Origin of the sequence: Porphyrobacter sp. SLTP, from assembly GCF_009905735.1 — a bacterium.
Taxonomy (GTDB): domain Bacteria; phylum Pseudomonadota; class Alphaproteobacteria; order Sphingomonadales; family Sphingomonadaceae; genus Erythrobacter.
Map to the genome: position 1 here is coordinate 19830 of NZ_JAAALE010000007.1, position 14243 is coordinate 34072.

The 14243-nt window shown below is 64.6% G+C and carries 11 protein-coding genes; 3 read left to right on the forward strand and 8 right to left on the reverse strand.

The annotated features are described in order from the left end of the window. Positions 1 to 63: 63 nt before the first annotated feature. On the reverse strand, positions 64 to 477 hold the full coding sequence (locus tag GVM20_RS07460) for a hypothetical protein (protein WP_199799508.1): 414 nt from the start codon (positions 475 to 477) through the stop codon (positions 64 to 66). Between the two features lie 189 nt (positions 478 to 666). Between GVM20_RS07460 and GVM20_RS07465 the strand changes: the two genes are divergently transcribed. After that, positions 667 to 1887: an argininosuccinate synthase gene (locus GVM20_RS07465; RefSeq protein WP_166546595.1), complete on the forward strand. Its 1221-nt coding sequence runs from the start codon at positions 667 to 669 to the stop codon at positions 1885 to 1887. Positions 1888 to 2952: 1065 nt separating this feature from the next. Next, positions 2953 to 3414 carry a septal ring lytic transglycosylase RlpA family protein gene (locus GVM20_RS16445; protein ID WP_353653124.1) on the forward strand — a complete coding sequence of 154 codons (462 nt, stop codon included), beginning with the start codon at positions 2953 to 2955 and terminating at the stop codon, positions 3412 to 3414. Positions 3415 to 3419: 5 nt separating this feature from the next. On the opposite strand, the gene GVM20_RS07475 is transcribed toward GVM20_RS16445, so the two are convergent. Then, positions 3420 to 3812, reverse strand: a complete 393-nt coding sequence (locus GVM20_RS07475) for a hypothetical protein (RefSeq protein ID WP_166546597.1) — start codon at positions 3810 to 3812, stop codon at positions 3420 to 3422. 169 nt (positions 3813 to 3981) lie between these two features. On the opposite strand from GVM20_RS07475, the gene GVM20_RS07480 reads away from it, so the two are divergent. Continuing rightward, positions 3982 to 5349 carry a sodium:solute symporter family transporter gene (locus tag GVM20_RS07480; protein ID WP_166546598.1) on the forward strand — a complete coding sequence of 456 codons (1368 nt, stop codon included), beginning with the start codon at positions 3982 to 3984 and terminating at the stop codon, positions 5347 to 5349. Positions 5350 to 5548: 199 nt separating this feature from the next. Here GVM20_RS07480 and GVM20_RS07485 read toward each other — a convergent pair whose 3' ends face one another. The 6 genes from GVM20_RS07485 to GVM20_RS07510 form a co-directional block, all read right to left on the reverse strand. After that, positions 5549 to 5821 (reverse strand): hypothetical protein, encoded by a 273-nt coding sequence (locus GVM20_RS07485; protein WP_166546599.1) that lies wholly within the window; start codon positions 5819 to 5821, stop codon positions 5549 to 5551. Between the two features lie 122 nt (positions 5822 to 5943). Next, complete coding sequence (locus GVM20_RS07490) at positions 5944 to 7281, reverse strand: hypothetical protein (protein ID WP_166546600.1); 1338 nt, start codon at positions 7279 to 7281, stop codon at positions 5944 to 5946. Between the two features lie 1011 nt (positions 7282 to 8292). Then, positions 8293 to 11190 (reverse strand): excinuclease ABC subunit UvrA, encoded by a 2898-nt coding sequence (gene uvrA / locus GVM20_RS07495; RefSeq protein ID WP_166546601.1) that lies wholly within the window; start codon positions 11188 to 11190, stop codon positions 8293 to 8295. A gap of 435 nt (positions 11191 to 11625) precedes the next feature. Beyond that, complete coding sequence (locus GVM20_RS07500) at positions 11626 to 12396, reverse strand: ABC transporter ATP-binding protein (RefSeq protein WP_166546602.1); 771 nt, start codon at positions 12394 to 12396, stop codon at positions 11626 to 11628. Beyond that, positions 12397 to 13395, reverse strand: a complete 999-nt coding sequence (locus GVM20_RS07505; RefSeq protein WP_166546603.1) for a FecCD family ABC transporter permease — start codon at positions 13393 to 13395, stop codon at positions 12397 to 12399. It lies immediately after the preceding gene. Next, positions 13392 to 14216 carry an ABC transporter substrate-binding protein gene (locus GVM20_RS07510; protein WP_234031903.1) on the reverse strand — a complete coding sequence of 275 codons (825 nt, stop codon included), beginning with the start codon at positions 14214 to 14216 and terminating at the stop codon, positions 13392 to 13394. The genes GVM20_RS07505 and GVM20_RS07510 overlap by 4 nt, the downstream gene beginning before the upstream one ends. Positions 14217 to 14243: the final 27 nt, after the last annotated feature.

The following is a 14243-nucleotide window of genomic DNA, read 5'->3' on the forward strand; positions in this document are numbered from 1 at the left end:
CCGGACAGAGATTTAGCAGCAAATTCCGAAAGAACGATTGCCGTGCGGCCAATCGCCCACAGATCAGCGCGCGGCCACCAGCTTGACTGCGCCGTGATCGTCAGTGTGATCGCCGTGCAGGTGATGCAGCCGCCCGTCATGGATGAAATCGACATGGGCGCCGTGCTGAACGCTCAGGTGTTCCTCGCCCGCGTGGCCGTGGGCATGATCGTCGCTCGTCACGCGCGCGCTGAGTTCCTCGGCTTCGGGATTGGCGGTGCTGACGTCGAGCGTGTGTTCATCGACATGCCCGTCATGGCCATGATGCAGGTGGCCGTCGTGGAGGTAATCGACATGGCCCGCATGTTCGAGCGCCTGATGGCCGCAGGTCTGGCCGTGGGCATGGGCATCGTGGCCGGCGTGAAGCACCTCGTGCGCCATGGCCGGTACGGCGAGAAACGGAAGTGCGAGCGTAGCGAGAAACAGGGACCGGTGCATGACAATGCCCTCCAATTGCGACGATCCCGCTGCGCACTTACGCGTTTCCTTCCGGCAAGTCACCCGGAAAAACATGATACTTTAGTATCTTAGCGCCTGACCTTCACCGGATGCCGAAACCCCGATTGCCCCCGCCCGCGCGCACTGTTAGGGGCGCGCCCGCAGTTCATTCCCAAGGAACCTCTCGCCATGGCCCAGCCCCAGAAAGTCGTCCTCGCCTATTCCGGCGGTCTCGATACCAGCGTGATCGCCAAGTGGCTGAGCGTGGAGCGCGGGCTGGAGGTCGTGACCTTTACCGCCGATCTCGGCCAGGGCGAGGAGATCGAACCTGCGCGCGCCAAGGCCAAGGCGATGGGCATCCCTGACAATCACATCTTCATCGAAGACCTGCGCGAGGAATTCGTGCGCGATTTCGTTTTCCCGATGATGCGCGCCAATGCCCGCTATGAAGGCGATTACCTGCTCGGCACCAGCATCGCCCGCCCGCTGATCTCCAAGCGTCTGGTCGAAATCGCGCACCAGACCGGCGCCGATTTCATCGCCCACGGCGCGACCGGCAAGGGCAATGATCAGGTGCGCTTCGAGCTTTCGGCCTATGCTCTCGACCCGGATATCAAGGTGATTGCGCCGTGGCGCGAATGGGACCTCACCAGCCGCACCGCGCTGATCGCGTGGGCGGAAAAGCACCAGATCCAGGTGCCCAAGGACAAGCGCGGCGACAGCCCGTTTTCGACTGACGCGAACCTCCTCCACACTTCGTCCGAGGGCAAGGTGCTGGAAGATCCGTGGGAGGAAACCCCCGACTACGTCTATTCGCGCACGGTCAATCCCGAGGACGCGCCGGACGTTCCGGAATATATCACGGTGGACTTCGAAAAGGGTGACGGCGTGGCGCTGAACGGCGAGGCCATGTCGCCCGCCACGCTGCTGACCGCGCTCAACGAACTGGGCCGCAAGCACGGCATCGGGCGGCTCGATCTGGTCGAGAACCGTTTTGTCGGGATGAAGAGCCGCGGGATGTACGAGACTCCCGGCGGCGAGATCTATGCCCGCGCGCACCGGGGGATCGAGCAGATCACTCTGGATCGCGGCGCAGCGCACCTCAAGGACGAGCTGATGCCGCGCTATGCGGAGCTGATCTACAACGGCTTCTGGTTCTCGCCTGAGCGCGAGATGTTGCAGGCCGCGATCGACCATAGCCAGGACAAGGTCACCGGCACGGTGCGCCTGAAGCTCTACAAGGGGCTGGCCAGCGTGGTGGGTCGCAAGTCGCCCTACTCGCTTTATTCCGAAGCGCATGTGACCTTCGAGGACGACGCCGGGGCCTATGACCAGAAGGACGCCGAAGGCTTCATCAAGCTGAACGGCCTGCGCCTGCGCCTGCTCTCGCGCCGCAACCGCGACGCCTGATCGGGCTTCAAAACGGGGAAAACCGAGTCGGACCGCTGGGTGCAGCGGTCTGAAGCCCTTATCGTGATGGTTGGAGGGCGGTTCGGTTTCCGCTCGTTGCTCCGCTTCGCGACTATTGCGACGAAGCGTTGACTTATCCACTCGTGTCCACAGGACAAATCGCCCGAAGTGGAAAACTCGCCGGTTGGAATGTTGTCAGATCGCCGATTCAGGCGCACCTTCAACTTGTCTTCGGGACACGAAGCAACCGGAACGGAAAGTCGCAAGGCTTTGAAGAACCTGAGGTTTTGATCCCAAAGATGGCGGTGACATCTGTCCACGCGCTCAGCTGGAGACGGCATGCAGGAGGCTTCGGCCAAAGGCAAGTCTGCTCATTAACGGGTGAGAGCGACGCGATGACACCGGACAGGCCAAGAACCTGGCCGGACAGAAGAGCAGCGGAACCGGCGAAAGCCCCCAAGCCGCCGCGCTTCAGATCGGTAAAGGAACGCGGTCTCGGCCGAGCGAATGCGCAAGGCGGCGAAAATCGACAGGCTTCGGCCGGACGATGGACGCAGCTGGCAGGAGCAGAGCCGGATGCCGGCGCGAGCGCCGGTGACGAAGCTCTGGCAAGGCCAGTCGCAAGACCGGGCAGCTAGGGGTTAGACATCGGGCGCCAAGTATGGCCCGGAGCGAAAAGATGCCGAAGGTTCGCCGGACGTATCAGGAGCGAGGGTCATCCACACGCCGGTGAGAGTGGGGTCGGCAGCAATGCCGGCCCCATTTGCATTGTGCGGGCCAGTCCGCCTCCGTCCCCATCACCTTTGCCCGAGTCGCCTGGCGCAAAAAGCTTACGCCGATGGCCGCTGGCGGTCCCCGGTTCCAACGGTTCATCGCATTTCCGGGGCGACTCACTCCCCACTAGAACCCTCCCAGCGACGAAATGCTAACCTGGTTTGCTTTTGCGTGGGCCCCCGCCTTATCGGCCCCGCCATGCGGACGGGAAATCGCATACATGGCCTAGATGCCCGCAGCGCCGCTACGCGAAGCCTGCAAGCCCTCGCAGTAGCCGGCTTGCTCGGGCTTGTGCCGCTTGCTGCATCCTCGGCCGCCACGCCTGATGCTGGCGCTTCGGGGATCGAGCCTGCCACCAGCGCTGCCATCATTGAACTCGTGCCGCTCCAGCCCACCGCTGACGTCACCGCGCCCGCATCCGTGATCGAAGAGCCCGCGCCCTCGGTCCCGCAGGAAACTGTCCTCGGCCGCGGCAGCGCCTCTTACTACGCGTCCAAGTTCAACGGCCGCCGCACCGCCAGCGGTGAGCGGTTCGACAATTCCGACCTGACCGCCGCCCATCGCAGCCTGCCTTTCGGCAGCCGCGTGCGGGTCACCAACCCCGCCAATGGCCGCAGCGTCATCGTCCGGGTCAACGACCGCGGCCCCTTCACGCGCGGGCGCCTGATCGATGTCAGCCGCGCCGCAGCCGAAGAACTCGGCATGGTTGCGCGCGGACATGCCGATGTCGAACTGGCGCTGATCGCCGACTGATCCGCTTACGGGTTGTCCGAATAGGTCATCCCGAGGCTCGACGTATCGCCGGAAATCTTCAGCTTCAGCCGCGCCGTCTTTTGGCTCGACGTATTGCGCAGCAATGCCATCTCGCCCGGCGCAATCCGCGCATCGACCGCACCGCCCGGCGCGACGGTCCCGCGCGCCACGGCTGCGGCGCCTTCGGCCTTGCTCAGCACCACCACTGCGACCGGCCCGGTGTTCGTGCCGGTGACGACAAAGCCGCCCTCCTGCCCGCCGCCCAGCTCGAAAGTCTGACCGGGTTCGATCTCGAGATTGGAGTTGATCGTCCCCGCCTGCACCGCAGCGCCCAGCGCAGTCAGAGTCAGAACGGCGGCCAAGACCGAGGCAGGACGGGCAATCTTGAATGGCATCATGCGGCGCTCCTTTGCGCTGTTCCCTATCCGCCCTCAGTAACGCGCCCTTCCCCGCGCCGGATGCAGCCGCCTGACGATTGCGCCCCTTCGCCTATTGCGTTCAGTGTCTGCCCGGTTAGGACTTCGCTCGGTTTGCAGGGGGAACGCCGCCATCACGCTCACGCTGATCGTGCTCTATGTCGCTGCCCAGATCGCGCTTGCGGTGTGGGCCGGGCGCGGAGCGAAGTCCGATGCCGACTATCTGGTGGCCGGCCGCAGCCTCGGCCCCTTCGCCGTCGGCATGAGCCTGTTCGCCACCTGGTTCGCCTCTGAAAGCCTGATCGCCACCTCAGGCGAGGTCGCGCGTGACGGGATCGCGGGCGCCCGGGCCGAGCCCTTCGCCTATGCCATCGGCATCCTCGCGATCGCGCTGTTCTTCGCCTACCGCCTCAGGAGCGGCGGCTTCATCACCCTCGCCGATTTCCTGCGCAGCAAGTTCGGCCCCGCGACCGAGAGCCTCGCCGCCGTCGTCATCGCGCTCTCCGCCACCACCTGGTCCGCGGCGCAGCTGTTCGCCTTTGCCACCATTATTTCGAGCGCTTCGGGCCTCGACTTCCTCCCGGCCCTGATCGGCGCGACGCTGCTGGTGATGACCTACACCATGTTCGGAGGTCTTGCCGGGGACGTCGTCACCGACATCGTGCAAGGCGCGATCATCATCGTGGCGATCCTCATCCTGTTCGCGCTGATGGCGGATGCATCGGGCGGCCTGCCTGCCATGTGGGCCGCTGCCCCGCCCACCATCTGGAGCTTCACCGCGCCGGGTGAGAGCTGGAGCGACCGCATCGAGCTGTGGCTCATCCCCATTGCCGGCACCATGGTCAGCCAGGAGGCGCTGTCCCGCACGCTCGCCGCCAGGTCGCCCGAGGTCGCGCGGCGGGGCGCCTTGTGGGGGGCGGCGATCTACCTCTCTGTCGGGCTGATCCCGGTCAGCTTCGGCCTGTTCGGCCCGCAGCTCGCCCCCATTCTCGGCGTCCAGTTCGGCGCGGACGAGGCGTATTTGCCCAGCCTGGCCCAAGCCCTATTCCCGCCGTGGCTGCTGATCGTCTTCACCGGAGCGCTGGTGTCCGCGATCCTCTCCTCGGTCGATTCCGCCCTGCTCGCGGTCTCGGCCGTGGTGACCGAGAGCGGGTATCGCCGCCTCCGTTCCGACGCCTCCCCCCTCGCCCTGCTGCACGCCGCACGGGGGGCGACGGTGGCGGCGGCGGCGGTCGCGGCGTTCCTCGCGATGCAGGGGGAGAGCCTTCGCAACCTCGTGCTCGATGCCGGAGCCATTGCCGCGGTGCTCGCGGTGCCGATCATCGCCGGGCTTGCCGGCTCCACCGCCCGCCGTGCGGCGCTGGCGGCGATCGTGGTGCAGATGGCGGTGCTGGGGGTGCTCGACTGGGGGTTGGGGGTGCCCGGCGCCTTCCTGTGGATGGTGGCGAGCGGCACTGCGACCTTCGCCGCGGTCGCCGCGTTCGAGCGACGCGACGCGCCGCGTACCAGCCGCCTATGAGGCGACAACCACGGCGCTACGCGTGCACAACCACATGGCAATGACCGCGCGCAAACAGACCGCGAAATCCGCCCCCGCTTCCAGACTTATACGCAATTTCAAGCGATTACCTGCGAGGGACACGGCCGCGGGCGATTTTTCCGCAGCGGCGGGCAGAGCGACGCGCGGCGGACCCGTGCGACGTCGCGCGGCCCGTCCCTCACCCAACGCCCAAGCGCCCATCCCCGCCCATCAGCCGCGCCTCGGCAAGCGTGACCGCGCGGATTGTGTCGGGTGTTACAAGCCCGGCCTCATGCAGCGCAGCAGTAGGCCGACACCGACTCCCGATCCGCCCGGCCGCGACAGGGCCGAGCCATGCGGCGGTCAACGCCGCCCCGCCCGAATCGCGCCAGTCGGTCGGCCCGACCGGCCGCTTGCGCGACGGATCATAGGGCGACGGGGTGGTGAGATAGAGCTCGGTACACGTCATCATCCGCGCGGGTCTCCTGCGAGAGCGGGCTGCTCGGCGCGGGCGGCACGGTAGTGGGGTGTGGGGGGTGTAGGAAAGGGGGCCCGCGAGAGCGCAGCTAAGCCTAGCGTAGCAAATCTTATGTATCAGGCATCTTCGCGATCAACGTCACCATCACGTCCTTGTTCGGATCTCGTGGGCTTCGACGAAACCAAGGCACTGATTTTCCCCCCAATCGTTGGCACAACATCTATGGACGTACGAACATTTGAATTGCTCATCGCATCTTGCAAAGGCGAACCATGATAAGCAGGGTCAACTAAACGAATAGGAGCTTCTTCGAAACGATCAAGCGCTGCTGAGAACAACCTTGCCCTCAACGCATCGTCAATTTCAACTGCCTCTGTTCGATAGCCTTCATAGGCCTGAGCAACTGACGCTTTAAAGGCATAGTCTTCGGCAAGACGAAATGTCATACCAAGTTGCTTGGTCGACAACCATGCAAACCAAATTGGAGCTCCAATGCCGATAACTGCCAACATTGCATTTACGATTACCACAACAGTGGATTTATCACCCGTCAGCACTTCCTTCAGTGAGTCAACCCGTTCCCAACCAATCAAAACGGCGGCGAGAAGAGCAACTGCCAATCCAGCAGTCCAAGCAAAACCGGCGTTAGACAGTGCCTTTTTTCGAGCCTCAAAGGCTTTTGAAAGGCCCACCGCAGTCGCGCCGCGCAAGGCGTGTTCACTCTTAGTTAAAAGCGTATCGGCTGAATCGAATGTGGATTTGATCCTGCTATCCGCAGCATCAATATCCGCCAGAACACTGTCGCGAGCTTTTTCTACAATTTCAGCATCGTCACTGACTTGTTTCGCAAGTTGCTGAGCTTCTTCGATTAATACAGCAAGCTCCTGCCGCCTTTCGCCAAGTTCAGCCAGATCTGTGGGCAACTGATCAGCAGCATTATGCGCTGCCTCAATATCTGCGATCTTGCCAGCGATGTCCTTGGTACGTGGCTCTAGGTCTCGCAAGCGGGCTTCAACAGAACGAAGGCGTGCAGCCAAATCCTTCGGAAGAAGAGACTTTTGCTCCCTCAAGTCTTCCCAATTAACTTTCGGCTCCTTCTGCGGCATGACTGGTATGGCCGCATCTATCATTTGAAATGCTGAGACAGCGTTAGTAAGTTGCGATGGATGACCCTGATTTAAGCCGTTGAATTGAAGCAAATCTAACTCACCTGAAACTCGCCCCAGCCATTTTCCAAAATCATCAATTTCTAGCTGTTGTTTATTGAGGCGCTCAACGCGCCGAGCGACAATCTCGCCATAAGCTATAACGCTCTCGACGGACAAAACTGTCGCACTTGCGCCGACATATTGTGAAAATGGCGTGGACATTGACCAGCCAAAAGAATTCATCTGGCTTGAGAGGCGAGAGCCAACTGCTCTAATCTTTTCAGCGACTTCTGAAATCGTTGTCATCAGATTTTCTGCCCGTATTGATCGAAACGTTGAGAATAAAGATAAGGTCTAATCTGATCCATATTGTCTGTCGGGTTCATTTTAAACAGCTATTAAGGGCTCGCCAGCACTCTTCACTTCAATAAGTGATCCGTTACACTTCCGGTGGTATCTTTTGTCACGCTGATACCGGATGAGTGCAGTCATTGGCCCTTTGCGGTAATCTGCCGGTATTCTTTTCGATACTGTGATGCCGCTAACGTACTGGCCACGAAGAATAAAACAAGAACGATCCTCCAGCAAGTCCAATAAGGTCATGATATTGGGGAAAAGCGACCGGCCGCTGCCACTCCTGCATCGCGAAGCTTTACTCCCCGTGCATCACTTAGCCTGACAACCGCGGCATCCTGATCTTGTTTGTGCACGGACAGCTCCGCTTCAGAATCCATTTCACCGCCAGTGCGCCCAGTGCGGGCCGCAGCATGGATGCTGAAACAAGTTCAGCATGACGGATGGGCAGGGGCGGTGCGGTTGCGAACCCTAACGCGAAACGCTCGCAAACGTCCGTAGGTTCGCAGGACCCCTCTGCGCCTCTCCTTCCCTCTGCGGTCTCTGCGTGAACCACACTGTCTTTGCCGGGGTGCGAGGGTGCGCAGGGCTTCGGGCGTCGGACGCCCAACCCCGGCCCTGATACCTGCCCCGGCGGAGCCGAAGGCGTGGCTCAGCCACAACGCCGGGGTCAAGCGAGGGGGGGACAGGAGCGTGAAGGGATTGCGCTGCCCTCTTTGTGTCTTTGTGTGAGCCGGAATTGGTGCCGCTACACTAGGAAGGGCGTTCGGATCAGCCTTGCTTGCCCCTCCACCATCCCTTCGACAAGCTCAGGACAGGCCTTCGGTGGTCCCCCTCCCCTTGCAGGGGAGGATTGCACTCTTGGCTGCTTGGCGGTTTGGCGCGAACCCACTTGAGGCCCCCGCCCTTCGACCCCGGCCTGCGCCGGGGCAGGCAGGCTCAGGAGGGGCCCTACGCGGGGGCTCACTTGACCAGCAATGGCGCCAGATATTGACCCGTGAAGCTGCGCGGCTCCTTCACCACCTGTTCGGGTGTACCAACGGCAACCACCTCCCCGCCGCGCACGCCGCCCTCGGGGCCCAAGTCGATGATCCAGTCCGCGGTCTTGATCACGTCGAGGTTGTGCTCGATCACCACGACCGAATTGCCGCCCTCCACCAGCCGGTGCAGCACTTCGAGCAGCTTGCGCACGTCCTCGAAATGCAGGCCGGTGGTGGGTTCATCGAGAATATAGAGCGTCTGGCCGGTGCTGCGGCGGGCGAGTTCCTTGGCGAGTTTCACGCGCTGCGCCTCGCCGCCGGACAGGGTGGTCGCCTGCTGGCCGACCTTGACGTAGCCGAGGCCGACCTCGTTGAGCATCCGCATCTTCTCGCGGATCGGGGGGACGGCCTTGAAGAACTCCTCGGCGTCCTCGATCGTCATGTCGAGCACGTCGGCGATGGAGTGGCCCTTGAACTTCACCTCGAGCGTCTCGCGGTTGTAGCGCTTGCCGTGGCATTCCTCGCAGGTGACGTAGACGTCGGGGAGGAAGTGCATCTCGATCTTGATGAGGCCGTCGCCCTGGCACTTCTCGCAGCGGCCGCCCTTGACGTTGAAGGAGAAGCGGCCGGGCTTGTAGCCGCGCGCGAGGCTTTCGGGGAGGCCGGCGAACCAGTCACGGATCTGGGTGAAGGCGCCGGTATAGGTGGCGGGGTTGGAGCGCGGGGTGCGGCCGATGGGGGACTGGTCGATCTCGATGACCTTGTCGCAGTACTCAAGGCCAGTGATGGCGTCATGCGCCCCCGCGATGACCCGCGCGCCGTTGAGCGCCCGCGCCGCGCCCGCTTGCAGCGTGTCGATGGTGAGGCTGGATTTGCCCGAGCCGGAAACCCCGGTGATGCAGGTGAAGGTGCCGAGCGGGATCTTGGCGGTCACGCCCTTGAGGTTGTTGGCGCGCGCGTTCTTGACCGTGATGTGGTGCCCGTTGCCCTTGCGGCGCTTCTTCGGCACGTCGATCTTGCGCTTACCGGTGAGGTAGTCGGCGGTGAGGCTGCCCTTGGCCTTGAGGATCTGCTTGAGGGTGCCCTGCGCGACGATCTCCCCGCCATGCACGCCCGCGCCGGGGCCGAGGTCGACGATGTAGTCGGCGGTGCGGATGGCGTCCTCGTCATGCTCGACGACGATGACGGTGTTGCCGAGATCGCGCAGGCGTTTGAGGGTTTCGAGCAGGCGGTCATTGTCGCGCTGGTGGAGGCCGATGCTGGGCTCGTCGAGCACGTAGAGGACGCCCGAGAGGCCGGAGCCGATCTGCGAGGCGAGGCGGATGCGCTGGCTCTCGCCCCCGCTGAGCGTGCCGGAGGTGCGGTCGAGGTTGAGGTAGTCGAGGCCCACGTTGTCGAGGAAGCCCAGCCGCTCGTTGATCTCCTTCAGGATCGCCTTGGCAATCTGGCTCTGCTGCGGGGTCAGCTGCGCGTCGAGCCCGAGGAACCACGCCTTGGCATCCGCCACGCTCATGGCGACGGGGGTGGCGATGTCGGTCTGGGCGATGCGGACGCTGAGCGCCTTCTCGTTGAGGCGCTTGCCACCGCAGGTCTCGCAGGGCTGCGCGGTCTGGTACTTGGAGAGCTCCTCCTGCATCCACGCGCTTTCGGTCTGCATCATGCGGCGGTTGAGGTTGCCGATCACGCCTTCGAACGCCTTGTTGACGGTGTATTCGCGACGGCCATCCTTGAAGGTCAGCGGCACCGGCATCCCGCCCGTGCCGTGGAGGATGATGAGCTTCTGTTCGGGCGCGAGGTCTTTCCACGGGGTGGTCAGGTCGAAGCCGTATGCCTTGGCGAGGCTGGCGAGCACCTGCATGTAATAGGGCGACGGCGGGTTGGACTTGGCCCAGGGTACGACCGCACCCTGTTTGAGGGTCAGCGCCTCATTCGGGACGACCAGCTGCGGATCAAACAGCATCTTCTCGCCGATCCCGTCGCAGGCCGGGCACGCGCCTTGCGGGGCGTTGAAGGAGAACAGGCGCGGTTCGATCTCCTCGATGGTGAAGCCGCTGACGGGGCAGGCGAATTTCTCGGAGAAAACGATGCGGTTGGGCGGCAGGCCTGCGCCCTTCATCGCGCCTGCGCCTTGCGCCTCGTCCTCGCGCCCCGGGACGACGCCGTCGGCCAAGTCGACATAGGTCAGCCCCTCGGCCAGCTTCAGCGCCTGTTCGAAGCTTTCGGCGAGGCGGGTCTCGATGCCCTCCTTCACCGCGATGCGGTCCACCACCACTTCGATGTCGTGCTTGAACTTCTTGTCGAGCGCGGGCGCCTCTTCGATGGGATAGATCTCCCCGTCGATCCGCACGCGGGTGAAACCCTGCCGCTGCCATTCGGCCAGCTCCTTGCGGTATTCGCCCTTGCGCCCGCGCACCACGGGGGCGAGCAGGTACAGGCGCGTTCCCTCTGGCAAGGCCATCACCCGGTCGACCATCTGGCTGACGGTCTGCGCAGAAATCGGCAGCCCGGTGGTGGGCGAATAGGGTGTGCCCACCCGCGCCCACAGCAGGCGCATGTAGTCGTAGATCTCGGTCACCGTCGCCACAGTCGAGCGCGGGTTGCGGCTTGTCGTCTTCTGCTCAATCGAGATCGCGGGGGACAGCCCGTCGATATGCTCGACATCGGGCTTCTGCATCATTTCGAGGAACTGGCGCGCATAGGCGCTCAGGCTCTCGACATACCGCCGCTGCCCCTCGGCATAGATCGTGTCGAAGGCGAGGCTCGATTTGCCACTGCCCGACAGGCCCGTCACCACGATCAGCGCATCACGCGGCAGATCAATGTCGATACCCTTGAGGTTATGCTCGCGCGCGCCGCGCACGGAAATGGTCGTAAGGCTCATGGGTGCAATCTGTTCCGGAAATGTTCGCGTGGGTCAAGGGCGGCACGGCGGGGTTATCCGCAAGGCACCACAGATGGGGACGGGCTATAGCGGGTGCAACGGGCGAAGCGCCTTGCGGTTTCCCGATCCCTGCCGAAGCGGCCCGAACCGCGCGGATGCGAAACAGCAAACCGCATGATCGGATGGCGGCCGGAAATCGCATCCCCCCCTCGCGCGGCAACCCAGGCCAAAGCGCGCGGCGCAAAAGCCAGTCCCATATTCCCGCATCTACTTATCTAAATGTTTAGTAGGGCTACAGAAAAACTGAAGTCGCCCAAACAGCGCGGATCAAGCAGACCGAAGCCCGCTGAGCGATTCCTCAGCCGGGTCCTTTCAGGGTCGCAACCTGGCTCCTCGCAAAAGCGTGGCCGGGGGCCGGAACGTGGCTGCAAGGGTTTACCCCCTGTTCCTCTCAGCCTGTTCCGGTTCCTCAGCCGCGATCAGCGCCTGCGATTCCGGTTCGCCGAGCCACCGCGCCCGCACCCCCCAGCCTTGCGCAATCACCTGCGGCGCCAATGCGATGTGTGGCAGGCCGTCTGCGATCAGGCGGCCGTCCTTCATCACCAGCACGCGGTCGGCATGGTTCATCGCCAGCCCGAGATCGTGGAGCACCACGACCACGCCCTGACCTGCCTGCGCGCAGGCTTTTAGATGCGCCGTCAGGCTGAGCTGATGCGCCAGATCGAGCGCGGCGAGCGGCTCGTCGGCGAGGATCCAGCGCGGTTCGCCTGCCAGCACACGTGCGAGCAGCACCCGCGCGCGCTCTCCGCCCGATAGCTGGCTGACGGGGCGATGCCGCAAGGGTTCGAGGTCGAGCGCGGACAGCGCCGCCGCGATCGCAGCTGTCCCCCGATCGCGCCACGGCAAGCGGCCTAGCGCCACCAGCGCCTCGACCGCGACATCCCACGCGATATCGGGCGCTTGCGGCAGATAGCCGATGCCCTGCGCCCGGACGCGCGGGTGCAGACGGGCAAGGCTATCGCCGTCCAGCGAGACGTTGCCCGAAGCTGGCGCCAGCAATCCGGCAAGCCCCAGCAGCAGCGATGATTTGCCCGCGCCATTGGGGCCAACGATAGCGGTGATGGTGCCGGGCTGGAGCACGGCGGAGAGACCGCTCACGACCGCGCGCGCGCCGCGCGCCAGCACAAGGTTGTCCGCCGCCAGCATCTACAGCCGCCCTTGCCGCATACGCAGCAGCAGCCAGCCGAAAAACGGCGCACCGATCAGCGAGAGCGCGATGCCGAGCCGCAGTTCCGTCACAAGCGGCAGCACCCGCAACACGCTGTCGGCGGCCAGCACCAGACAGGCCCCCGCGAGCGCGCTCGGGAGGATCAGGCTTGATGGCAGGCGGTCGGTGAAGGGGCGCACCAGATGCGGCACCACCAGACCGACAAAGCCGATGATCCCGGCCACCGCCACGCCCGCGCCCACGGTCAGCCCGATGCCCATCACCAGCAGCGCCAGCAGTCGGCGCGGCTCCACCCCCATCGAACGCGCCGCCTCCTCGCCCAGCGTCAGCGCGTCGAGACTGCGCGCGGCGAGCGCCAGCACGGCGACCCCGGCGGCGGTGAGTGGGGCAGCGATCCATACCTCGCGCCACGACCGGTCGGTCAGCGCGCCATTGAGCCACATGACGATCTCGCTCAGGGCAAAGGGATTGGGCGCGAGCGTGATCGCCAGCGCGGTCAAGGCGCCCGCAAGGCTCGCCAGCATCAGGCCTGCCAGTGTGAACAGCGCGATACCACCGCCCGCTCCGCCCGCTGCATCCGAGGATGTGCGCCCGGCGATCAGCGCGAGCAGCGTCATGCCGAGGCCCGCGCCTGCCAGCGCCATCAGCGGCAGGCTCCACGCGGCCCATGCGGGCGGGATCGCTGTGCCAAGCCAGAAGCTCGCGACCGCGCCCAGCGCGGCCATCGGCGCGATGCCGAACAGCCCCGGATCGGCGAGTGGATTGCGCAGGTATCCCTGCATCGCAGCCCCAGCCGCGCCAAGGCCAGCGCCAATGGTGATCGCCAGCACCGCGCGCGGCAGGCGCAGTTCGGCAAGGATCAGCAGCGTGTTGCCGGGGCCGAAATCGGCAGGCGCAATCCACACCCGCCCGGCCAGCAGCGACAGTGGCACCAGCACCGCAAGCAGCGCCGCGAAGATCAGGCTCGCACGGTTCATGGGCGGCGCTCCGCCTCAGCCCGGATGGCGCGGAGGCGCTCGCGTGCCTTGGGGATGGTCGGCCCGCCGCAATAGATCAGCGAGGGGTTGAAGTCGGCGATCAGCATCCGCTCGTTTGGCCCATCCAGCAGCGGATGGCGCTGGCCCGGCGCATCGCCTGCAATCAGCAGCACGCGGGGCGGATCGCTGAGCACACGCTCTAGGCTCACCCGGTCCGCCTGCCCCAATCCTCGCGCAGCGGCATGGCTGGTGAAGCCCTCTTGGCGGAGCAATTCTGCGATCAGTGTCTGCTCGCCCGCGACGATCTCGCCCTCCTGCCACAGCAGCGCATCAATCGGTGCGCCGATTTGCGGCGGGGGAGCAGCAATGCGCGCAGCGAGCGCCTCGCCCTGTCCGGCACGGCCCGCGAGCGCGGCAACTTCGCGCACCTGCGCCACGCTTTCGGCAACAGTGGCGGGGCTGCCGAAGGTCGCAACGGTGAGGCCGGCGCGCTCCAGCGCCGAGCGCGTGGGCTGCGGCAGGAAGATCGAGGCGAGCACCAGATCGGGCTTGAGCGCGATCACCTCCTCCGCCGTCCCGCCCGTGACGCCGTAGCGCTGCGCCACACTCACCGGGATCGAACTCCCGCCCGGATCGCGGCTGTAATGCGATAGAGCGAGAACCTGGCTTGGCCCCGCAATCTCGACCAGAATCGCATCGAGGCAGGGGTTGAGGCTGACGATTGTGGGGGTATCCGATTGCGGCTGCGCCACGGGAGCATCGGGCGCGCAGGACGACAGCAGCAGCGCCGCCGCCAGCACCGCCCTTCCCCCCCCCCTCAAGCTGATGCGATCCCGCGCCATATCCGG

Bases quoted from the DNA above. Each gene is read 5' to 3' on its own strand.
- uvrA (WP_166546601.1), bottom strand. From the start codon at position 11,190: ATGAGCCTTACGACCATTTCCGTGCGCGGCGCGCGCGAGCATAACCTC.
- GVM20_RS07505 (WP_166546603.1), bottom strand. From the start codon at position 13,395: ATGAACCGTGCGAGCCTGATCTTCGCGGCGCTGCTTGCGGTGCTGGTG.
- GVM20_RS07500 (WP_166546602.1), bottom strand. From the start codon at position 12,396: ATGCTGGCGGCGGACAACCTTGTGCTGGCGCGCGGCGCGCGCGCGGTC.
- GVM20_RS07475 (WP_166546597.1), bottom strand. From the start codon at position 3,812: ATGATGCCATTCAAGATTGCCCGTCCTGCCTCGGTCTTGGCCGCCGTT.
- GVM20_RS07485 (WP_166546599.1), bottom strand. From the start codon at position 5,821: ATGATGACGTGTACCGAGCTCTATCTCACCACCCCGTCGCCCTATGAT.
- GVM20_RS07490 (WP_166546600.1), bottom strand. From the start codon at position 7,281: ATGACAACGATTTCAGAAGTCGCTGAAAAGATTAGAGCAGTTGGCTCT.
- GVM20_RS07460 (WP_199799508.1), bottom strand. From the start codon at position 477: ATGCACCGGTCCCTGTTTCTCGCTACGCTCGCACTTCCGTTTCTCGCC.
- GVM20_RS07465 (WP_166546595.1), top strand. From the start codon at position 667: ATGGCCCAGCCCCAGAAAGTCGTCCTCGCCTATTCCGGCGGTCTCGAT.